Origin of the sequence: Pseudomonas khavaziana (assembly GCF_019145205.1) — a bacterium.
GTDB lineage: Bacteria > Pseudomonadota > Gammaproteobacteria > Pseudomonadales > Pseudomonadaceae > Aquipseudomonas > Aquipseudomonas khavaziana.
This window is the reverse complement of sequence record NZ_JAHSTT010000014.1, coordinates 18,491-39,639: the sequence shown is the minus strand read 5'-3', so window position 1 is coordinate 39,639 and position 21,149 is coordinate 18,491. Positions and strand designations below refer to the sequence as shown.

Genomic DNA, 21,149 nt, shown 5'->3' with positions numbered 1-21,149 from the left:
TAATCACGGGGCGGCAAGGCAAACTCGTGTCGGCCATGGCTGACAATACAGGTCGGAAAATCCCTTCAAGCCTCTACATTCAAGCTGTAGGACACAGTTTGAAATAGTCGCTCGGTTGAATCACCCCATGCCGCACCTTATATACCCCGCAGTACGCGACATATTAAGCATGAGGAGAACCCTACAACCATGATGCGCATCCTGCTGTTCTTGGCCACTAACCTGGCGGTCGTGCTGATTGCCAGCATCACCCTGAGCCTTTTCGGCTTCAACGGGTTCATGGCGGCCAACGGGGTTGACCTGAACCTCAATCAGCTGCTGGTCTTCTGTGCGGTCTTTGGTTTCGCCGGCTCACTGTTTTCGCTGTTCATCTCCAAATGGATGGCGAAGATGAGTACCAGCACCCAGGTCATCACCCAGCCACGCACCCGGCATGAGCAATGGTTGCTGCAGACCGTCGAGCAGCTGTCCCGCGAAGCGGGTATCAAGATGCCCGAGGTCGGGATCTTCCCGGCCTATGAAGCCAATGCCTTTGCCACTGGCTGGAACAAGAACGACGCGCTCGTTGCCGTCAGCCAGGGCATGCTCGAACGCTTCTCGTATGACGAGGTGAAAGCCGTACTGGCCCACGAGATCGGCCACGTGGCCAACGGCGACATGGTGACGCTGGCGCTGGTGCAAGGTGTGGTGAACACCTTCGTGATGTTCTTCGCGCGTATCATCGGCAACTTTGTCGACAAGGTAATTTTCAAGAACGAAGAAGGCCGTGGCATCGCCTACTTCGTGGCGACTATCTTCGCTGAACTGGTACTGGGCTTCCTGGCCAGCGCAATCACCATGTGGTTCTCGCGCAAACGCGAGTTCCGCGCAGACGAAGCCGGTGCCCGCCTGGCCGGCACCGGGGCGATGATCGCAGCGCTGCAACACTTGCGCTCCGAACAGGGGCTACCGGTGCACATGCCGGACAGCCTGACCGCCTTTGGCATCAACGGTGGCATCAAGCAGGGCATGGCTCGCCTGTTCATGAGCCACCCGCCGCTGGAAGAGCGGATCGACGCACTGCGTCGTCGGGGCTGACAACCCGGTCATACGAAAAGGGGCGATTGATCGCCCCTTTTTCGTGGCCGCGATTTACCTCTTGGTCAGCCGATAAACGCGCTCCTCAAGACGGGTGACGCCGTCCGCCATGAATTTGCGGCTCTGACTCAGAATGTCCTGCTCTTGCAACGTGACCACACTCCAGTGCGAGCCCAGCAGCGACCGCACTTCCTCGTCCGGGACAGAAAAAGGTGGGCCAGCCCTTTGTGCTTGGTCGTAGTCGACAACGATCAGCAGGCCCTCACAGCCACGGGCCAGCAGGGTGTTGAGATGCTCGGTGTATTGCGGCCGCATCTGCTGTGGCAAGGCAATCAGTGCCGCACGATCATACAGCGCCTTGCAGTCGGCCACGGCCCCTGCGTCAAGGGCAAAGTAATCACCACACCACACTTCGATCAGGCCCGCCTGATACACCTTGAACGCGCCTCTTTGATCGACCTGCGGCGTAAGCGCCTGCTCGCTGAAGAAGGCCTTCACCGCCTGCTCCGACACCTCCACACCCATCACACGATGCCCACGCCCCGCCAGCCACATCATGTCCAGACTTTTGCCACACAATGGCACGAAGACTTTCGAGCCCGCGGCCAAGGCCAACGTTGACCAATGCTGCTGCAAGTAGGGATTGACCTCGACCTGATGAAAACCGATCTGATTGGTGGCCCAGCGTTCCTGCCAAACTTTTGCGTCCATGCACCCTCCTGATAAATCGATCAAAAGACACTAAAACTTATATTAGATCTAGATAAACATTCCGATTAAAGATAGCTCGATATTAACCTTCAGGACGCTTCCTATGCTCCCCAGCCTGTTTATCTCCCACGGCTCGCCCATGCTGGCGCTACAACCCGGTGCCAGCGGCCCTGCATTGCTGCGCCTGGCGGCCGAGCTGCCACGGCCGCAGGCGATCGTGGTGGTATCGGCGCACTGGGAAAGCCAGGCACTGCTGGTCAGTGGCGGCGCCGCGCCCGAAACCTGGCATGACTTTGGCGGCTTTCCTCGCGAACTGTTTGCCGTGCAATACCCTGCGCCGGGTGACCCACGATTGGCGAGCGACATTGTCGAGCTGCTGCAAGCAGACGGCCTGGACGCACGCATCGATAACCAACGGCCCTTCGACCACGGCACCTGGGTGCCCCTGTCGCTGATGTATCCAGCCGCCGACATTCCGGTGGTGCAAGTCTCGTTGCCCAGCCGCATGGGCCCTGCCCTGCAAACCCGGGTCGGGCTCGCCCTTCGCAGCTTGCGCGAGCAAAGGGTGTTGTTGATCGGTTCCGGCAGCATCACCCATAACCTCGGTGAGCTGGACTGGCGCGCCGGGCCAGAGACGATCACACCGTGGGCGCAAGAGTTTCGCGACTGGGTAGTGGACAAACTTGTGGCCGATGACGAAACCGCCCTGCATGACTATCGGCGCCAGGCGCCCCATGCCGTGCGCAGCCATCCCAGCGATGAGCATTTACTGCCGCTGTATTTTGCCCGGGCGGCAGGTGGGCAGTTTGGTTTGGCGCATCAGGGGTTCACGATGGGGGCATTAGGCATGGACATCTATCGCTTCGGCTGAATGAGACCTGTAATTCAAGGCAAAAAAAATCCCCGAACCAGTCGGGGATTTTTTATTTGCGATCAATCAGCCAAAGGGCGGATCAATCTTCGCGGTAGCGACGCAGCTTGAGCTGCTTACCGGCAACGCGAGTGTCTTTCAACTTGGCCAGCAGTTTTTCCAGGCCGTCTTCCGGCAGCTCCACCAGGGAGAAGCTGTCACGCACCTGGATGCGACCGATGGCTTCACGCGCCAGGCCACCCTCATTGAGGATAGCGCCCAGCAGGTTTTTGGCAGCGATACCATCACGCGCACCCAACGCGGTACGGCAACGTGCACGGCCTTCAGCCAATGGCACCGGAGCGCGACGCTCACGATCACCACGGTCCGGACGGTCGCCGGAACGCTCTGGACGATCACCGCGTGGCGCGCTGTTCGGCACCAGTGGGCGCTCTTTCTCGATGGCGGCCAGGGTCAGGGCCTGACCGTTTGTGGCTTTGCGCAGCAGGGCTGCAGCCAAGGCACGTGGGGTGCAACCGATATCGGCGGTCAGACGGTCCAGCAGGTCGCCGTGGGTCGATTCAGCGTCAGCCACCAGGGGTGCAAGGCTGTTGGTCAGTTTCTTGATGCGGGCATCGAGAACGGCCTGGGCATCCGGCAGGCGGACCTCGGCAACTTTCTGACCGGTTACACGCTCGATCACCTGCAGCATGCGGCGCTCACGTGGAGTCACCAGCAACAGAGCACGACCTTCGCGACCCGCACGGCCGGTACGGCCGATACGGTGAACGTAGGACTCTGGATCGTACGGCATGTCAACGTTGAACACGTGGGTGATACGTGGAACGTCAAGGCCACGGGCAGCAACGTCGGTCGCCACAACGATGTCCAGGCGGCCATCCTTGAGGGAGTCGATCACGCGCTCACGCTGGTTCTGGGCAATGTCACCGTTCAGCGCAGCGGCCTTGTAGCCTTTGGCTTCCAGGGCACTGGCCAGGTCCAGGGTCGCTTGCTTGGTGCGCACGAACATGATCAGGGCGTCGAAGTCTTCGACTTCCAGCAGGCTCAATACAGCCGAGGTCTTCTGGTCGGCGTGAACCAACAGGTGAGCCTGTTCGATCGCGGTAACGGTCTGGGTCTTGGTCTGGATCTTCACGTGTTGCGGATCGCGCAGATGGCGCTCGGCAATGGCACGGATCGACTGCGGCAGGGTGGCCGAGAACAGTACGGTCTGACGGGTTGGAGGCAGCGCCTTGAAGATGACTTCCAGGTCATCCATGAAGCCCAGCTTCAACATTTCGTCGGCTTCGTCCAGAACCAGGTGGTTCACGGTCGACAGCACTTTCTCGTCACGACGCAGGTGGTCGCACAGGCGACCAGGGGTGGCGACAACGATCTGTGCGCCATTGCGGATGGCTTTCAGTTGTGGGCCCATAGGCGCGCCGCCGTAAACGGCCACAACGGTAACGCCCGGCATTTGCTTGGCGTAGGTTTCGAAAGCGGTTGCTACTTGCAGCGCCAACTCACGGGTTGGCGCCAGGATCAGGGCTTGCGGCTCGCGCTTGGCAGGATCGATGCAGTGCAGGATAGGCAGGGCGAACGCGGCGGTTTTACCGGTACCGGTTTGCGCCTGGCCAATCATGTCTTGGCCGGCCATGATGATCGGGATCGATTGCTGCTGAATAGCCGAAGGTTCTTCGTAGCCAGTCGCGATGACGGCAGCAAGAATGTTCGGGTTAAGATTAAAAGCGGCGAAGCCGCCGGTTTCCTGGGTCATGGGTCTGCCTCTAAGTGCATCCGCAAAGACCCATGCTCCAAAGCTGCGCATGCCGTGTTGAGACTCAAGAGTCGCCCTGGCTGCTTTGTCGGCGGGGATTTGCGAAAACGAATGAATGAAAAAGATTCGTCAAGGAAGAGTCCGCTGTGCGGACGTGCAGCCGAAGCTGACTTCGGGGAATTGCGCTACCTAAACGCGGCCCGGTTAAAGGCCGGCGCGCACTATACCGGAAATAGCTGAAAAAGGGAGCTTTTTTTATCGCCAGGCACCGATAAACCGCGCTGCGTCACGGTTTTTGCAGATATCGGTGCCAGGGTCTATTTTTCAAAAGCCCGGCCCTGTTGGTGATGACGCTTAAACGGTTCACCTTCCATTGGTCTGAAACCTTTCCCCGCCCGAGGGCAAACCCGATGAATCAAGCCAGCAGCAGCCGTGTCAGCCGTGAACTGCAGGGCCACGTCCTGCTTTTAGGCCTGGATCGAGTCGCCAAGCGCAATGCCTTTGACCTGGACTTGCTCAATGAACTGAGCCTGGCCTATGGCGAATTTGATCGACATAACGAAGCACGGGTCGCCGTAGTATTTGCCCACGGCGACCATTTCACCGCCGGCCTGGATCTGGCCAACGTCAGCGGCGTGATGGCAGGAGGCTGGCAACCGCCGCTGGGAGGTTGCGATCCGTGGGGCGTTTTCGCAGGCCCCAGGGTCAGTAAACCGGTGATCGTCGCCGCCCAGGGCTACTGCCTGACCATCGGTATCGAGTTGATGCTCGCTGCGGATATCAATCTGTGCGCGAGTAATACCCGCTTTGCGCAGATGGAAGTGCAGCGTGGGATTTTTCCGTTTGGCGGCGCGACATTGCGCTTTCATCAGATCGCCGGCTGGGGCAATGCAATGCGCTGGCTGCTCACTGGCGACGAGTTCGACGCCCATGAAGCCTTGCGCCTGGGTTTGGTGCAGGAGGTGATGGCCAGCGAAGACCTGCTGCCCCGCGCCATCGAGCTGGCCAACCGAATCGCCCGCCAGGCGCCGCTCGGCGTGCAAGCGACGTTGATGTCGGCCCGCCAGGCGCGCATGGAGGGCGAAGCCATTGCCGCCGTCGGGTTGCCGCCGATGGTGGAGAAACTGCTTAACAGCGAAGACGCCAGGGAAGGTGTGCGGGCGATGGTGGAGAAGCGGCCGGGGGTGTTCAAGGGCATCTGAGTTGGCAGCACCGACGCCATCGGCATCTACACAACTTTTAGCAGTCAACGGTAACCACGATGCGCAGCGAGCCGCTCTTGATCTTGATCTGCTTTTGATCTTGATCTTAGGCGCCCCGTTAAACCACGCTGGCCGGAATTCGACAGGGATTTGGGGGGTAAACCGGCAGGGATGCCGGTTTAGCCGCCCCGCGCCATGGATGGCGCGTGGCGGCGGCCCCCCAAATCCATGGCGGATTACGGGCACACCGAGCCAAAGCGAGGTGCCGAGTGGTGGGGCAAGAGCCCTTTTGGTTACTTTTGGGGCTCTTTTCCAAAAGTGACCCGCTGTAAAAGCGGAACCCTAAGTGGCCGTTGCCCAAATAACGGATATGTACTCAGTCTGATCCAACATCCTGGTCGGCTGTCAGGCCGCCATCGGGGGCAAGCCCCCTCCCACATTTGACTGCATTCCAAATGGGTGTAAGCGCACACATGTGGGAGGGGCGGTGCGACGATTCGACTGCCCCCGATGGCGCCAGAGCAGACAACTAGGTTGCCGGCCGAATAGCCTTGATCAATGGCTGCAACGAATAACCCAACCGCGGCGCCAAGGCTTCGGCACGAGCCGAAAGCGCCTCCAGGTCCAACTCCTGGTCCAGCTCCGAAGGCACCAAAAGAATCACATTGCCCTCTTTCACCGGCAGCTCCCAATAGTGTCGGTGATACAACCCACGCAGCAACGCCGCGCCCAACGGCTTGCCATCATCGGTTGCCCACTGGTTGATCACCAGCCAGCCGCCAGGGTTGAGCTTCTTCTGGCAGTTTTCCAGAAAGGTCCAGGCCAAATGGCCCACGCCCGGGCCGACATCGGTATACAGGTCGACGAAAATCAGGTCGGCCGGCTCGGCGGTATCGAGCAATTGCAGCGCGTCACCGATGCGGATGTACAGGCGCGGGTCGTCGTCCAGCCCCAGATATTCAATCGCCAGGCGCGGTACATCAGGACGCAGTTCAATGGCCTCGACATCTTCCAGCGCCAGGAACTTAAGGCACGCCTGGGTCAGCGTGCCAGCTCCCAGGCCAAGGAACAACGCGCTCTCAGGTTGCTCATGGCACAACGCACCGATCAACATGGCGCGGGTGTAGTCGTACTCCAGCCAGCTCGGGTCGGCAGTGAACACGCAGCTTTGCTCGATGGCGTCGCCAAATTCGAGAAAGCGGTAATCGGCCACTTCAAGCACACGGATCATGCCGAAATCATCATGGACTTCGGCCAGCAGGCGCTCGACACGCTCCTCGGTCATCACTACTCCTAAAGGGTTTACCGCACGACAAAGGCGCGATTGTCGGCCAGCGGCCGCAGCAGGTCACGCACTAATTGCTGCTAACATTGGTGCCCGAACATCCACCCACCACACGAGTTCACGATGAGCCAACCCTGGAGCCCCGACAGCTGGCGTGCCTTGCCGATCCAGCAACAACCCCAGTACCCGGACGCTGCGCACTTGCTGCAAGTGGAGCAGAGCCTGGCCAGCTACCCGCCGTTGGTGTTCGCCGGGGAAGCCCGTGAGCTGCGCCGTCAGTTTGCCGAGGTGACTCAGGGGCGCGCATTCCTGCTGCAAGGCGGCGATTGCGCCGAGAGCTTTGCCGAGTTTTCCGCCGCGAAAATCCGCGACACCTTCAAGGTGCTGCTGCAGATGGCCATTGTCATGACCTTCGCCGCCGGCTGCCCGGTGGTGAAAGTCGGACGCATGGCCGGCCAATTCGCCAAGCCACGCTCGGCCAACGATGAAACCATTGACGGCATCACCCTGCCCGCCTACCGCGGCGACATCGTCAACGGCATCGGTTTCGACGAAAAAAGCCGCGTGCCGGACCCGGACCGCCTGCTGCAGTCCTACCACCAGTCCACCGCAACCCTCAACCTGCTGCGCGCCTTTGCCCAGGGTGGTTTCGCCGACCTGCACCAGGTACACAAGTGGAACCTGGACTTTATCGCCAACTCCGCCCTGGCCGAGAAGTACAGCCAACTGGCCGACCGCATCGACGAGACCCTGGCCTTCATGCGTGCCTGTGGCATGGACAGCTCGCCGCAATTGCGCGAAACCAGCTTCTTCACTGCCCACGAAGCATTGCTGCTCAACTTTGAACAAGCCTTCGTGCGCCGCGATAGCCTGACCAACGACTACTACGATTGCTCGGCCCATATGCTCTGGATCGGCGACCGCACTCGCCAACTGGACGGCGCCCATGTCGAGTTCCTGCGTGGCGTGAACAACCCGATCGGCGTGAAGGTCGGGCCGAGCATGAACCCGGATGACCTGATCCGCCTGATCGACATCCTGAACCCGGACAACGACCCTGGCCGCCTCAACCTGATCGCCCGCATGGGCGCGGGCAGGGTCGGCGACCACTTGCCCAACCTGATCCGCGCCGTGCAGCGCGAGGGTAAGCAGGTGCTGTGGAGCTCCGACCCGATGCATGGCAACACCATCAAGGCCAGCAGCGGCTACAAGACTCGCGACTTTGCGCAGATTCTCGGCGAGGTGAAAGAGTTCTTCCAGGTGCACCAGGCCGAAGGCAGCTATGCCGGCGGGATTCATATCGAGATGACCGGACAGAACGTCACCGAATGCATCGGCGGCGCACGGCCGATCACCGAAGACGGCCTGTCGGACCGTTATCACACCCATTGCGACCCGCGGATGAACGCCGATCAGTCGCTGGAGCTGGCGTTCCTGATTGCCGAGACCTTGAAGCAGGTCAAAAGGTAGGAGCGAGCCAGCTCGCGCCTACACCAGTGCCGCCCTTAACCGGGCGGCACTGGGCCGCTGGCAATTGAGCTGGATCTGCTCCAGCCCCAGCCAGTCGGCCATCTGGCGCAGGTTCAAGGCCAGCGCCGACATGCCTTCGTCATCCAGGCCCGGCTCTTCCTCGTGCACCGCATGCACCGCCAGGCGCCCATGGGCACGCTCGGCCCGCAGGTCGACGCGGGCGGCGATCCGCTCATTGTGCAAAAACGGCAGTACGTAGTAACCGTACACCCGCTTGTCCTGTGGGGTGTAGATCTCCAGTCGATAGCGGAAATTGAACAAACGCTCCGTGCGGCTGCGCTCCCAGATCAACGAATCGAACGGTGACAGCAAGGCGCTGGCCGCGACTTTGCGTGGCAACTTCGGCATCGGCAGGCAGTACGCCGGTTGTTTCCAGCCCTGCACCTGGCACGCCAGCAGCCGCCCATCCTCGACCAACTCGGCCACGCGCTTGCGGCTGTCGGCGGGGTCGAGGCGGAAGTAATCGCGCAGGTCCTTCTCGGTGGCGACGCCCAACGCCGTTGCGCTATGCAGCAGTAAGCCGCGTTGAGCGTGGGCCTCGGTGATGACGGTTTGGAGAATCTCGCCGGGGATAACACGCTCCGGCAAATCATACAGTCGCTCAAACCCCCGCCGCCCTGCGACGGTGACCAAACCGGCGGCGAACAACCATTCCAGGGCGTGCTTTTCATCACTCCAATCCCACCAGGGCCCGGCGCGCTCCTCACGAGTCGACAAACTGCCCGCCCCCAGGGCGCCCTGCTGCTCGACAGTGTGCAGCACGCGCTGGATGGTCGCCTGCTGTTCACGGCCGAAACGCGCCATCTGCGCATAGATCCCCTGCCCCTGCCTGGCCCGCTCCATGCGCCAACGCATCAGCGGGTACAACGTCATGGGCAACAGCGAGGCCTCATGGCCCCAATACTCGAACAGCGAACGCCGCCTGCCCAGGCTCCAGGCCGCTTGTTCAAGGATCAACGGGGAATAATGGCCCAGGCGGGAAAACAACGGCAGGTAATGGGAACGCACCAGCGCGTTGACCGAGTCGATCTGCACGACACCCAGGCGGTCGATGAGCCGATTGAGGTGCGCGGCTTTTATCTGGGCAGGCGCCTGGCGCCCGGAAAAACCCTGGGCGGCCAGCGCCATGCGTCGAGCTTGCTTGAGTGAAAAAGACAGGTCGGCGGGCATGGGGCTCTCCATGGAAACTCGCCCTCTACCCTACTGCATCCTGGCTTATTTGCGCAGCGGGTCTTCCCAGAAATGCCGATGGGTTTCCTGCGCTATGTCGGCACGGTTGAGCCCAATGTCCTTGAGCGCATCATCGCTCAAGGTCGCCAGCAACTGGCGCTCCTGATGCAGCATCTGCCAACGTGCGACCGTATGAAACAGGCCGGTAAACGGCCATTTTTGCAACAACACAGAACCTCTTTGACCTTTCATCTTCTCGCCCTCCAGTGGGGATGACGAAAGTGTGGGCCTGGCGCTATGATCAATCCAACGAATGTTTCTTATGCAATACATCTCTGAGATTGATCAATTGTCTGGCTACCCGAGCATCGACACCGAAGTGCTGCGCACCTTCGTCGCCATCGCCGACCAAGGTGGTTTTACCCGCGCCGGCGAGCTGGTCAACCGCACTCAATCGGCGGTGAGCATGCAGATGAAGCGCCTGGAGGAAGATGTACTGCAGCGCAAGCTGTTCGAGCGCGATGGAAGGCAGGTACGGCTTACGCCCGAAGGCCAGGTACTGCTGGGGTATGCGCGGCGCATCCTGAAGCTGCACAGCGAAGTGTTCAATACCCTGCGCGAGCCCCATATGGTGGGGCTTGTACGCATTGGTACGCCAGATGACTATGTGATGCGTTTCCTGCCGGGGATCCTGAAGCAGTTTTCCAAAGCCTACCCACTGATTCAGATTGAGATGCACTGTGAAGCGTCGTCCGTGCTGATGCAGCGGCGGGACCTGGCGCTGACCGTGATCAGCCGCGAGCCAGGCAATGATATTGGCGAGTTACTGCGCACTGAACGCATGGTCTGGGCAGCATCACCGTGCTTCTGCGTGGATGAGCATGACGCGCTGCCCCTGGCGATTTCCGGCGATGACTGCCTGTACACCCATTGGGCGCGTGCAGCACTGGACGCAGCTGGACGCGATTACCGCCTGGCCTACCACAGCTCCAACGGAGCGGCGATCCAGGCGGTGGTCAGTGCTGGCCTGGCGGCGATGGTCAGCATGGAAAGCCTGGTCACCGAGGACCTGCGGGTGCTGGGCAGCGACGAAGGCTTTCCACCGTTGCCGTCAATGAACCTGCGCTTGCTGCGCAATCCACAGATGACGTCACCGATCACCGAATGCCTGGCCGAGTACATCGTCGAAGGCTTCAAACTTTAAACGTCAGCATCACCGCACACACCACCAGGAAGCCACAAAACAGCCCGCGCAACAGCCGCTCCGGCAATGCATGGGCCACTTTCACGCCCCAGCTGATACTGAGCAGGCCCCCCACCGCCAGCGGCAGGCCGATCATCCAGTCCACCTCGTGGTGCCAGGCGTAGGTGACCAGGGTCACGCCGGTGCTGGGCAGCGCCAAGGCCAGCGACAAACCCTGGGCCACCACTTGAGTGGTGCCGAACACGCTGGTGAGCACTGGCGTGGCGACTACCGCGCCCCCTACCCCAAATAATCCACCCATGGAGCCGGACGCTGCGCCCAACACGCCCAGCCAGGGCCAGGAGTAGCGCATCTGCGCCGTTGGCGGCGCGTTGCGGGTAAACATGCGCAGCAGGTTGTAGGCCGACAACGCCACCAGGAAAACAATAAAGCCGATGCGCATTGCCCCGGCATCCAGCCCCACCGCCCAGATCGACCCCAGCCACGCAAAGCAAAAGCCCATCACGCCAAGCGGCAAGGCGTGGCGCAGCTCGATGCGATTACGCTGGTGATAACGCCACAGGGCGAGCATCACATTGGGTACCACCATGACCAACGCGGTGCCCTGGGCTATTTGCTGGTCCAGGCCGAACAACACGCCGAGCACCGGAATGGCTATCAGCCCGCCACCGATGCCAAACAGCCCACCTACGGTGCCCAAAGCCGCACCCAATACCAGGTACATCACTAAATCCAACACCGCTCGTTACTCCGCAATCCCAAGGCTGACATGCTACGCAGTCGGCCCTGGCGCGGAAACGCATAGCAACGCACAATGGCTATGCCGATCCCGCACAAGCGCGCGTCTATGAACCCTAATACGCTGACCGATCAACTGAGCCTGTTTCTCGATGTGATGGAAACCGCTAGCTTTTCCGCTGCCGCACGACGTCATCCACTGACGCCCTCCGCAGTCGCCCGCCGAATCGACAGCCTGGAAAGTTCAGTGGGTAGCCGCCTGTTCCAGCGCAGCACCCACGCGGTGGTGCCTACACCTGCCGGCCTGGCTTTTGCCGAACGCGCGCGGCGGATTGTCAGTGAACTGCAATTGGCGCGGGCCGAAGCGGTGTCCCTGAGCCATGCGCCGGAAGGCTTGATCCGGCTGGATGCACCGGCAGCGTTTGGTCGCCGCCACCTGGCGCCGGTGATCGCGGACTTCCTGAACGTGTATCCAGGGCTGGATGTGCACCTGCACTTGATCGACAGTTTTGTCGATATGCAAGGCGCACACCTGGGCAAGGTCGACCTGGTGCTGCGCGCCGGGCATATCGTCGACACTCGCCGGATCGCTACACCCCTGGCGAGCATCGTGCGCATTGCCTGCGCCAGCCCGGCCTACCTGAAAAACCGCGGCACACCCACCCATCCTCGGGAACTGAACGAGCATGACGGCCTCGATTGGGATGGCCTGGCGCCGATGTTCGCCTGGCGTTTTGAACTGGACGGGCGCCGCACGACCTATCGCCCCCGGCGCATCCGCATGAGCGCCAATAACGCCGAGGCGCTGCTTTCGGGCGCACTGGCCGGGCTGGGCATCGCGCACCTGCCGACCTGGCTGGCCAGTGAATACCTGGTGCGTGGCGAGCTGTTGCCGCTGTTTTGTGAAAACGGCTTGCCCAGCCCGGAAACCGCCGGCATTTACGCGCTGCGCCTCGAACAGCAGCCCAACGCACGTAGCCGGTTATTGCTCGAATACCTCAAATCCCGTTTCAGCCCGGTGCCGCCCTGGGATCTGGCGTTGCAAAGCGGGCTAGTCTGACCATCCGGGCAGAATTACCTGGCGCATTAAAGATTCGCCCGCTAGATTCAAGTGCAGACATGCTTTTTCGAGGCACCACCATGAGCAAAAACCCAGCCCCCTGCGAATCGCTGCTGCTGGATAACCAGCTGTGCTTCGCCCTGCACTCCACTTCGCTGTTGATGACCAAGGTCTACAAGCCCCTGCTCCAAGCCCTCGGGCTAACCTACCCGCAATACCTGGCCATGATGGTGCTGTGGGAAGAGGACGGATTGACTGTCGGCGAAATCAGCAGCCGCCTGCTGACGGATCCTGGCTCACTGACGCCGCTGCTCAAGCGCCTGGAAGCCGAAGGCCTGCTCAGCCGCACCCGCAGCCGCGAGGATGAGCGGGTGGTAGTTGTGGAACTGACCGACGCCGGCCGCGCGTTGCAGAGCAAGGCCAAGGATGTTCCCCACTGCATCCTGGGCGCCAGCGGGATGCAGCTTGCGCAAATGCATAGCGCAAGCTCGGCACGATCGCGCTGCGCGGCAACCTGCAGAGCGCTGTCTAAAGCGGGAGGGGCTTGCCTTAATGCCAGTCAGCCAAGGCTTTTTGTAGGAGCGAGCTTGCTCGCGAAAAACTCACAGGCGCCGCATTCATTCAGGAAGCACGCGTTATCGTTAACGTTTTTCGCGAGCAAGCTCGCTCCTACAGAGGGCGATGTAAGCTTAACTGACTGGCATTAGGGCCCACCTCCTCCCACATTTTTTCTCGCCATCCTCGAAAAAATATTTATACATTTATATTGCGCGCTAAACATTAGCGCTATACATTGGTTTCGCCAACTACTTAGCGCGCAAATATTTAGCACGACAACCCAAGAGGAACGCCCCATGCAAACGCTCTATACCGCAGTAGCCACCGCCACTGGTGGCCGTGATGGTCGCGCTGTTTCCAGCGATAACATCCTCGACGTCAAACTCTCTACCCCCAAGGAATTGGGCGGTGCCGGTGGCCAGGCCACCAACCCGGAGCAACTGTTCGCGGCCGGCTACTCCGCCTGCTTTATCGGCGCGCTGAAATTTGTTGCCAGCCAGACAAAACGCAAAATCCCGGACGATGCCTCGATCACCGCTCATGTCGGCATCGGCCAGATCCCCGGCGGTTTTGGCCTGGATATCGACCTGCACGTCAGCCTGCCGGGCCTGGCCCAGGATGACGCACAGAGCCTGGTCGATGCCGCCCACCAAGTCTGCCCGTATTCCAACGCCACCCGTGGCAATGTGGATGTGCGCCTGCATGTGACGGTCTGATAAACCGGCGGCCACAAAAAAGCCCGACTCAAGGTCGGGCTTTTTTCGTATCGGTGGGGCCAGAATTACTTCTTGGCGCGACCTTTGTACGAACCACCTTCGCGGGTGTCGATCTCGATCAGGTCGTCGATTTCGATGAAATCGGCTACTTGCAGTTCGGTACCGTTGCTCAGCTTGGCAGGCTTCATCACTTTGCCCGAAGTGTCGCCGCGAGCGGAACCTTCGGTGTAGGCAACCTTACGCACGATAGTGGTCGGCAGCTCTACGGAAACCAGGCGCTCTTCGAAGAAAATAGCTTCGCAGACGTCTTCCATGCCTTCTTCGATGAACGGCAGAACGGCTTCGATATCTTCAGCGTTCAGCTCGTACATGGTGTAGTCAGTGGTGTCCATGAACGTGTAGGTGTCGCCGCTGATGAAGGACAGCGTCGCTTCCTTGCGGTCGAGGATTACGTCGTCCAGTTTGTCATCGGCGCTGTAGACGATCTCGGTCTTGTAACCGGTCAGCAGGTTCTTCAGCTTGGTCTTCATGATTGCGCTGTTACGACCAGACTTGGTGAACTCAGCTTTCTGAACCAGCCAAGGGTCGTTTTCGAGACGGATCACTGTACCGGGTTTCAGTTCTTTACCAGTTTTCATTGCATATATCCGAAATTTGGATGGGATTTACAAAAATCAAGGTGGCGTATCATATCCAACTTTCATAAAACTGTACCAGCGCCGTCGCAAGATCGGCCTGCAAGCCTTGTTCCAGACACCAGTTCACGGCGTGCTCATTTACCTCGGGCCAATGTTCCAGGAGTATTTTCCAGGCCTGCGCCATATCGCCCTCGGTGTTCCAGGCTTGCCAAAGCGCGATGACAGCCGCTTTGGCGGCCGGCGACAGTGCGGCGGTGTACAGCGCCAGGAAGGCATCAAGCTTGTCGAGGTGGATGTCTTCGTCCTGGCGATAGATATGCCATAGCAACGGCCTCCCCGCCCACTGAGCGCGCACGAACGAGTCCTCGCCGCGCACCGCGTTGAACGCGCAACACCAGAGCAACCGGTCGTATTGCTCCTGACGTACGAAGGCAATGACCTGCACCGTCAGCGCGCCACGCACCTGGATGTCGCCCGCCGACAAGCTGCCCACCCCCAGCCAGCGCTGCACATCCGCCAGGATGCGTCCTTCCGGCACCAGTAAGTGAGTCGCGCGCCCGTCTGCTGCAAGCACGTCCAACCAGCCGGCCAACCCGGGGTTCTCATAGGCGAACAGCGACATCAGTCGTGCATCGGCCGCCGGAGCCACTCCTAGGGTTTGCAGGAATTGTCGCTGCGCAACCTCATCTAGCTGAAAAGCCTGGCGCCGCTCCAATAACCCGGCTTCACGCAACAGGCCGCCGGTGCCCGGGCGAAAGCCGGGAAAGAAAAAGTACTTCTGCACCCCCTTGAACTTCACCGAAGGCAAACGGTGACAGCCCACCACCCAGTCTTCGGCGCTGAGATAGTCCAGGTTCATCCACAACGGCGGGTGTTCTCGCTCGGCCATGCGCTCCATGTACTCCGGCGGCAGTTGACAAGCGAACGCGGCAATCACCACATCGGCTGATTGCGCACCTGGCCATTGCGCCGGCCAGTGGCGCACTTCGACACCGTCCTGCCACTGCTGGCTCACCTGCACATCAATCTGCGGACACATGCGCTCGAAAGCCCGCAAGTCATCGACCCACAAACGCACTTCACAGCCATGTTCCACTACCAACTGACGGGCCAGGCGCCAGGTCACGCCGATGTCGCCGTAGTTGTCGACGACGCTGCAAAAAATATCCCAGCGGGCTTTCATTCCGGGCTCCATCGATCAAAGACTCGATTGTCCGCATAAATGCACCGATGCAGAAGGCTTGTTCGCAATTTTCTGCGTGGCGGCTGTGCGACAATCGCCGTCACGCCGTTAAACCCCGCCAGGAGGCGATTATGTCGGACCGTCCGTTGTCGCTGTTCAAGCTCTGTCTCGCCATTGCAGCAGGCCTGTGGCTGGGGTTTATCGCCATTGCGCTGACCACTTGGCTGGCGTCTCGCTACCTGTTCCCCCAAAGCCTGGCACCCGTGGCCCAGGCGGTTGAGCAGCTGGGCAAGCCGGCCGCCGCTGTGCCGGAGCCGCCGAACCGCATGTTCGAGCAATACCAGCAGAACCTGCAAAAGCAGGAACAGCAGCAGGCCTTGGACCAGGCCCGGAATAATGCGCGCAACCTGTCCAACCCCAAATGCCAGTTCTGGCTGCAACAGGACCGGAACGCCCCCAATGAAAAGTCTCGGGCCAATGTCCTGCAATTCTGCGATTGAAGACCATGAATAAACACGCCGTCCTCCAGTTGATCCTGGAAAAACTCGCCGTCGACCTCGATATCGCCCAACGTGCCGCGCAGACTGCCTACGAAACCGCGACTCACGAAGAAAACATCGCCGAAAACAAATACGACACCCTGGGGCTGGAGGCGTCTTACCTGGCGGCCGGGCAGGCCAAGCGGGTCGAGGAAATCAAGCAGTCGCTGGCGCTGTGCCAGAACCTGCAGCTACGTGCTTTCGATGATCAGCGAGGTATAGAGATTGGCACACTGCTGGGCCTGGAAGACGAGAATGGCCGCCAGCAATGGCTGTTCCTGGCGCCGGACGCCGCAGGCTTGAAAGTCGCTGTGGTCGGGCAACCGGTGACCGTCATCACCCCGCGTTCGCCCTTGGGCAAAAGCCTGCTGGGAAAGTTTGAAGGGGATGAGGTACAGATTCTGGTGGCAGGCGCCCGGCAGGGCTTTACGGTTAAGGAGGCCAAATAACGCCTGTAGGAGCGAGCTTTCTCGCGAAGAACGCATGGGCACCACGTCAACCCTGGCGCCCCGCATTATCGTTGGCGATTTTCGCGAGCAAGCTCGCTCCTACAGGGGCAAGCGTGATCAGTGAACCGGCAGCTCGACGCCGTCGAAGAGCTCTTCCAGCTCTTGCTTGTTGTGGCACTGGATCGCCTTGGCCATGACTTCGCGGGTCAGGTGGGGGGCGAATTTCTCGATGAAATCGCACATGAATCCGCGCAGGAAGGTGCCACGGCGGAAACCGATCTTGGTTACGCTGGACTCGAACAGTTCGCTGGCATCCAGCACCACCAGGTCTTTGTCGAGGTTGGTGTCGACCGCCATCTTGGCGACGATGCCCACACCCAGGCCCAGGCGTACATAGGTCTTGATCACGTCGGCATCGGCGGCAGTGAACACCACCTTTGGCGTAAGGCCACGGTGACTGAAGGCTTCATCGAGCTTGGAACGGCCGGTAAAGCCGAACACGTAGGTCACGATAGGGTATTCAGCCAGGGCTTCCAGGGTCAGCTTCGGCAGCTTCGCCAACGGGTGACCTTGAGGCACGACCACGCAGCGGTTCCAGCGGTAGCACGGCATCATTACCAGGTCGCCGAACAGTTCCAGGGCTTCGGTGGCGATGGCGAAATCGACAGTGCCATCAGCGGCCATCTCGGCGATCTGCATCGGCGACCCCTGATGCATGTGCAGGGCCACATCGGGGTATTGCTTGATGAAATCACGGATTACCGGCGGCAATGCATAGCGCGCCTGGGTGTGGGTGGTGGCGATCGACAGGGTGCCTTTCTTCTCGTTGGAGAATTCCTGGGCAATCTGCTTGATGCTCTCGACTTTACGCAGGATTTCGCCGGCGGTAGTGATGATGCGCTCGCCGGCCGGGGTGACACGGGTCAGGTGCTTGCCGCTGCGGGCGAACACTTCGACGCCCAGCTCGTCTTCGAGCAGGCGGATCTGCTTGCTGATACCGGGTTGCGAGGTGTAGAGGCTTTGAGCGGTAGCGGAAACGTTGAGGTCGTGGTGCGCCACTTCCCAGATGTAGCGCAGTTGTTGAAGCTTCATATCAATCCCTCAAAGCAGATAGACGCCACGGGTATCAGCGACGATATATAACTATATTAAAGGTCAGACGGATAAATCTAGAACTTTTTATCCTTTTCTACCGGTCAACTATCCTCACTGCGCCGATGTTGCAGCGACGGCACCAGGTAGACCGGCACCGGGGACAGCTGCAATACCCGTGCAGCGGTGCGCCCAAGGGGCACGGTCACCCTGGTTGCCTGGCTGTGACTACCTACGATCAGCAAGTCGACGGACAGTTTTCGCATCTGGTCGAGAATCACCTCGCAGGGGTCCCCCTGGATCACCCTGACCGAGCGAATCAATTGCAAGTCCTGCTCGCCCTCCCCCAACTCCTCGCGAAAGCTGTCCAGCACACGTTGTTCAATCGTCGCCATGACCGTGCTCAACCCCCGGCTCTGCCATTCACTCAGGGCCTTCTCATCAAGGTAGCTCTGTAACACCGATTCGGCGAACAGCCCGATGGGCTCGACCACGTGGATCACGTAGAGGTCAGCCTTGAACGTCCGCGCCAGCGCCAGTGCATGTTGCATCACATACGGTGCATACAGACCCAGGTCCGTGGCATACAGCATCGAACGAATCATAAAACCTCCTGGACTGCCAGGATGGCGGGGATTGAATGAGCTTAGCAGCTAGCTCTGGGTCTGGATTTTCAACTCATTACTGATGCCATGGGGCACGTGCCCGGTGGCGACCACCTCCCTGGCCTTCTCACAATGACCGGCCTGGTCATCGAAAAATACATCGGCGGCAAAGGCTTCCAGGAACGCGGACTTTTCCAGGCCACCGAGGAACAGCGACTCGTCCAGGCGGATATCCCATTCGCGCAACGTACGAATCACCCGTTCATGGGACGGTGCCGAACGGGCGGTGACCAGCGCCGTGCGAATCGGACAGGCGTCATCGGCAAACTCGCGCTGCAACAAGTTAAGCGCCGCCAGGAAGCCCTTGAACGGGCCACCGTGCAAAGGCTGGCGCGCCGACTCGCGCTCACTGGCCTGAAAAGCGACCAGCCCACCGGCCTGATAAACGCGTTCGGACTCGTCGGAAAACAACACCGCATCGCCGTCGAATGCGATGCGCAATTCTTCACTCGATGCCCGACGCGCACCACCGGACAGAATCGTTGCCGCCGCAAAGCCGGCGTCGAGTGCGCTGCGCACATCTTCCGCATGGGTCGAAAGAAACAGATGACAACCAAAGGCGGCCAGGTATGGGTAGGGACTACGCCCTCCTACGAAAGCGGCGCGGGAAATATCCAGCCCGTAATGCTGGATCGAGTTGAACACCCGCAGGCCGGTATCGGCACTGTTGCGCGACACCAGCACCACCTCGACCCGGGCCCGGCCCAGGCTGACGTTGAGGCTCAGCAGCTTCTTGACCAGCGGGAAAGCGTCACCCGGCTCAAGGGTTTCTTCCTCGTGCTCGATCTGGTACTTGCGGTAAGCCTCCACCCCTTCGGCCAGGTACACCTTGTGGCTGTCGCTCAGGTCGAACAGTGCCCGCGAAGAAATCGCCAGCACCAGCTTGTCACCCAATCCCTTTGCCATGGTGTGTCCCCCAATCAGCGGTTGTGCCGATCCATAAAACTCAAGGCCTGGTACAACGCCTGCATACGCGGCAGTTCGCAACCGGCCGCCCTGGCAGCGGCCAAGGGGCGGGCATAGATAGCCGCCAACTCCAACGGGCGCTTGTGCACATAGTCGTGGTACATGCTGGGCAGATAGTCGTCCATGGTTTCGGTCATGGCGAACATCTGCCCCGCATAGCTGGAAGGAATCTCATGGCCGCAGGCGCGGGCGCCCTGCACCACCTCGGCCATCAGCGCCTGGATCAATTCACGGCTGGACTCGTCGGCCATCATGGCCGTGGTGCCCGTGCCCAGCAAGACCGAAAGGCCGTTATAAGGCACGTTCCAAACCAGTTTATGCCAGCGCGCTTGATGCACATTGGCCATGGCCTGCGACTCGATCCCGGCGTGGTGGAACAGTCCGGCACCGGCTTCGACAATTGCCTTTTGCTGCGCCTCATCATTGGCGGCCGTACCGCTGTGATAACCCAGGTTGACCCGGCCCAGCGCCTGATGCTCGACCACCCCGGCGGCGGAGCGGTGCACACCGATGTAGCACAGCCCGCCCAGCAGGTGCAGCGACGGCGGCAGGTGTTCACGCAGGCTGTCCTCCACATCGAGGCCGTTTTGCAACAGCACCACCTTGGCACCCGGTGCCGCGGCCTGGGCGATGGTCGGGGCCAGGTCGACGTTGCCGGTGGACTTGGTACCGACCAGCAACCAGTCGCACGGCGGCATGTCGGCGGCACTGGCATAGGCCTGTACCGGGTGCAGATGCAGGTGGCCATGCACCGTGCTGTTGAGGTGCAGGCCATGCTCACTGACCGCTGCGTATTCGCTGCGCAACAGGAAATGCACATCGAAACCGGCACGCGCCAGCATCAATCCGTAGAAACCACCAATGGCACCGGTGCCGATGATGCCAATACGTGGCGACGGGGACGCAACTGCTGTCATGGCAAATCCTCTGGTAGGCGGGTAAGCGCCTGGTTTACGCATTCGGCGAGGTCGGATGCTGTAAGATGTGTCTGTAATTGCCCGAGGAACTGACCCTCGCACACCAGGAACAACGCCGGCAAATGAAAGATCTGGTAGCGTTCGACTGCACCGCCGTTGTGCCCGGCATCGACCCAGCACACACGGTCCACCGGCAAGCGCCAGCCCGGCACTTGCTGGCGTGCCCAGCGGCAACTGGAACAACCGACACTGGTGAACACTACCAGCGAAATACCTGGCAATCCCAGCAATTGCTGGTCAATATCCAGGTCGGTCAATTCCAGTTCCTTCACTATACTGCTGCCACTGCCGTCAAATGGACGGTGCTCGGAGTCCGTGTACATGGGTCGTTTTTTACCTCACCCTGATGATGTCGCTGTCGAGTTGATCCAACGTCCCTCTCCTGCCCTGCCGCGCCAACGCCTGCACACTATCGGCCGAGGCGGCGTCGCCTGCAATTGGCCGCGGGCCTGGCGCCCCGGCACGGCGGTGGACCTGCATATCCCCTCCCTGGGACCCAGCGCCCGTTACCCAGGCTATGTAGCCTGGTGCCGCAAAGTCGAAGACGGTTATCGCATCGGCATTTGCTTTGCCGATGAACACGCCCTGTTCGGTGCGCGGATGGGTGAGCAAGTGTGCCAGATCGAACGTCATTGCCGCCCGCACCAAGACGCCGAGCTCACGCCACAGCAACTTGAGGCCATGGCCCGCGACTGGGTATCGCGCCACGCCGGCGAGTTCTCCCATGAGGCGGTTGTGCAGCCAGCACTGGATTAAACCGGA

General features: G+C 60.5%; 23 protein-coding genes and 1 pseudogene. 11 read left to right on the top strand and 13 right to left on the bottom strand.

Features of this window, described 5'->3' with window-relative positions:
- Window positions 1-189 precede the first annotated feature (189 nt).
- A complete protein-coding gene (htpX, locus tag KVH01_RS24840; protein ID WP_043050458.1) occupies window positions 190-1,077 on the top strand; it encodes a protease HtpX in 888 nt (295 codons plus the stop codon).
- A 54-nt stretch (window positions 1,078-1,131) separates the two neighbouring features.
- On the opposite strand, the gene KVH01_RS24835 is transcribed toward htpX, so the two are convergent.
- On the bottom strand, window positions 1,132-1,788 hold the full coding sequence (locus tag KVH01_RS24835; RefSeq protein ID WP_217883254.1) for a thiopurine S-methyltransferase: 657 nt from the start codon (window positions 1,786-1,788) through the stop codon (window positions 1,132-1,134).
- 103 nt (window positions 1,789-1,891) lie between these two features.
- On the opposite strand from KVH01_RS24835, the gene KVH01_RS24830 reads away from it, so the two are divergent.
- A complete protein-coding gene (locus KVH01_RS24830; protein ID WP_217883253.1) occupies window positions 1,892-2,659 on the top strand; it encodes a DODA-type extradiol aromatic ring-opening family dioxygenase in 768 nt (255 codons plus the stop codon).
- 82 nt (window positions 2,660-2,741) lie between these two features.
- Here KVH01_RS24830 and KVH01_RS24825 read toward each other — a convergent pair whose 3' ends face one another.
- The gene (locus KVH01_RS24825; protein ID WP_043050461.1) at window positions 2,742-4,415 is read right to left on the bottom strand and encodes a DEAD/DEAH box helicase; all 1,674 of its coding nucleotides are present in this window, start codon (window positions 4,413-4,415) and stop codon (window positions 2,742-2,744) included.
- 410 nt (window positions 4,416-4,825) lie between these two features.
- Between KVH01_RS24825 and KVH01_RS24820 the strand changes: the two genes are divergently transcribed.
- Entirely contained in the window at window positions 4,826-5,617 is a 792-nt protein-coding gene (locus KVH01_RS24820; RefSeq protein ID WP_217883252.1) for a crotonase/enoyl-CoA hydratase family protein, read from the top strand.
- Between the two features lie 529 nt (window positions 5,618-6,146).
- On the opposite strand, the gene KVH01_RS24815 is transcribed toward KVH01_RS24820, so the two are convergent.
- A complete protein-coding gene (locus KVH01_RS24815; protein ID WP_217883251.1) occupies window positions 6,147-6,902 on the bottom strand; it encodes a spermidine synthase in 756 nt (251 codons plus the stop codon).
- Window positions 6,903-7,025: 123 nt separating this feature from the next.
- On the opposite strand from KVH01_RS24815, the gene KVH01_RS24810 reads away from it, so the two are divergent.
- Window positions 7,026-8,372 carry a class II 3-deoxy-7-phosphoheptulonate synthase gene (locus KVH01_RS24810; RefSeq protein WP_217883250.1) on the top strand — a complete coding sequence of 449 codons (1,347 nt, stop codon included), beginning with the start codon at window positions 7,026-7,028 and terminating at the stop codon, window positions 8,370-8,372.
- Between the two features lie 18 nt (window positions 8,373-8,390).
- Here the strand turns inward: KVH01_RS24810 and KVH01_RS24805 are convergent, their stop codons facing one another.
- Complete coding sequence (locus KVH01_RS24805) at window positions 8,391-9,602, bottom strand: winged helix-turn-helix domain-containing protein (protein WP_217883249.1); 1,212 nt, start codon at window positions 9,600-9,602, stop codon at window positions 8,391-8,393.
- 45 nt (window positions 9,603-9,647) lie between these two features.
- Entirely contained in the window at window positions 9,648-9,854 is a 207-nt protein-coding gene (locus KVH01_RS24800; RefSeq protein WP_043050810.1) for a DUF1127 domain-containing protein, read from the bottom strand.
- A gap of 70 nt (window positions 9,855-9,924) precedes the next feature.
- Between KVH01_RS24800 and KVH01_RS24795 the strand changes: the two genes are divergently transcribed.
- Window positions 9,925-10,806, top strand: coding sequence for a LysR family transcriptional regulator (locus tag KVH01_RS24795; RefSeq protein WP_217883248.1), 882 nt, complete (start codon window positions 9,925-9,927; stop codon window positions 10,804-10,806).
- Here the strand turns inward: KVH01_RS24795 and KVH01_RS24790 are convergent.
- Window positions 10,796-11,545, bottom strand: a complete 750-nt coding sequence (locus tag KVH01_RS24790; protein WP_124411841.1) for a sulfite exporter TauE/SafE family protein — start codon at window positions 11,543-11,545, stop codon at window positions 10,796-10,798. The genes KVH01_RS24795 and KVH01_RS24790 overlap by 11 nt on opposite strands.
- A 108-nt stretch (window positions 11,546-11,653) precedes the next feature.
- Between KVH01_RS24790 and KVH01_RS24785 the strand changes: the two genes are divergently transcribed.
- The 3 genes and pseudogenes from KVH01_RS24785 (at window position 11,654) to KVH01_RS24775 (ending at window position 13,878) form a co-directional block, all read left to right on the top strand.
- Complete coding sequence (locus KVH01_RS24785; protein WP_217883247.1) at window positions 11,654-12,604, top strand: LysR family transcriptional regulator; 951 nt, start codon at window positions 11,654-11,656, stop codon at window positions 12,602-12,604.
- Between the two features lie 80 nt (window positions 12,605-12,684).
- Window positions 12,685-13,136, top strand: a pseudogene (locus tag KVH01_RS24780) (MarR family winged helix-turn-helix transcriptional regulator).
- Between the two features lie 322 nt (window positions 13,137-13,458).
- A complete protein-coding gene (locus KVH01_RS24775) occupies window positions 13,459-13,878 on the top strand; it encodes an organic hydroperoxide resistance protein (RefSeq protein WP_034126737.1) in 420 nt (139 codons plus the stop codon).
- A 65-nt stretch (window positions 13,879-13,943) separates the two neighbouring features.
- Here KVH01_RS24775 and KVH01_RS24770 read toward each other — a convergent pair whose 3' ends face one another.
- Both KVH01_RS24770 and earP read right to left on the bottom strand, forming a co-directional pair.
- On the bottom strand, window positions 13,944-14,516 hold the full coding sequence (locus tag KVH01_RS24770; RefSeq protein WP_003172723.1) for an elongation factor P: 573 nt from the start codon (window positions 14,514-14,516) through the stop codon (window positions 13,944-13,946).
- Window positions 14,517-14,565: 49 nt separating this feature from the next.
- Window positions 14,566-15,699, bottom strand: a complete 1,134-nt coding sequence (gene earP, locus KVH01_RS24765; RefSeq protein ID WP_217883246.1) for an elongation factor P maturation arginine rhamnosyltransferase EarP — start codon at window positions 15,697-15,699, stop codon at window positions 14,566-14,568.
- A gap of 131 nt (window positions 15,700-15,830) precedes the next feature.
- Here earP and KVH01_RS24760 point away from each other — a divergent pair, with 131 nt between their 5' ends.
- Window positions 15,831-16,199 carry a hypothetical protein gene (locus KVH01_RS24760; RefSeq protein WP_217883245.1) on the top strand — a complete coding sequence of 123 codons (369 nt, stop codon included), beginning with the start codon at window positions 15,831-15,833 and terminating at the stop codon, window positions 16,197-16,199.
- Window positions 16,200-16,204: 5 nt separating this feature from the next.
- A complete protein-coding gene (locus tag KVH01_RS24755) occupies window positions 16,205-16,687 on the top strand; it encodes a GreA/GreB family elongation factor (protein WP_217883244.1) in 483 nt (160 codons plus the stop codon).
- A 117-nt stretch (window positions 16,688-16,804) separates the two neighbouring features.
- Here the strand turns inward: KVH01_RS24755 and cysB are convergent, their stop codons facing one another.
- The 5 genes from cysB to KVH01_RS24730 all read right to left on the bottom strand — a co-directional run bounded on the left by cysB (window position 16,805) and on the right by KVH01_RS24730 (window position 20,710).
- Window positions 16,805-17,779, bottom strand: coding sequence for an HTH-type transcriptional regulator CysB (gene cysB, locus KVH01_RS24750; RefSeq protein WP_003189876.1), 975 nt, complete (start codon window positions 17,777-17,779; stop codon window positions 16,805-16,807).
- Window positions 17,780-17,883: 104 nt separating this feature from the next.
- Window positions 17,884-18,384 (bottom strand): universal stress protein, encoded by a 501-nt coding sequence (locus KVH01_RS24745; protein ID WP_046071589.1) that lies wholly within the window; start codon window positions 18,382-18,384, stop codon window positions 17,884-17,886.
- A 48-nt stretch (window positions 18,385-18,432) separates the two neighbouring features.
- The gene (locus KVH01_RS24740; RefSeq protein WP_217883243.1) at window positions 18,433-19,350 is read right to left on the bottom strand and encodes a 5'-nucleotidase; all 918 of its coding nucleotides are present in this window, start codon (window positions 19,348-19,350) and stop codon (window positions 18,433-18,435) included.
- Between the two features lie 14 nt (window positions 19,351-19,364).
- Window positions 19,365-20,327 carry a putative 2-dehydropantoate 2-reductase gene (locus tag KVH01_RS24735; protein ID WP_217883242.1) on the bottom strand — a complete coding sequence of 321 codons (963 nt, stop codon included), beginning with the start codon at window positions 20,325-20,327 and terminating at the stop codon, window positions 19,365-19,367.
- A complete protein-coding gene (locus KVH01_RS24730; protein WP_217883241.1) occupies window positions 20,324-20,710 on the bottom strand; it encodes a YbbN family protein in 387 nt (128 codons plus the stop codon). The genes KVH01_RS24735 and KVH01_RS24730 overlap by 4 nt, the downstream gene beginning before the upstream one ends.
- Here KVH01_RS24730 and KVH01_RS24725 point away from each other — a divergent pair.
- Window positions 20,709-21,143 (top strand): PilZ domain-containing protein, encoded by a 435-nt coding sequence (locus KVH01_RS24725; RefSeq protein ID WP_217883240.1) that lies wholly within the window; start codon window positions 20,709-20,711, stop codon window positions 21,141-21,143. The two genes, KVH01_RS24730 and KVH01_RS24725, sit on opposite strands and share 2 nt — an antisense overlap.
- Window positions 21,144-21,149 lie beyond the last annotated feature (6 nt).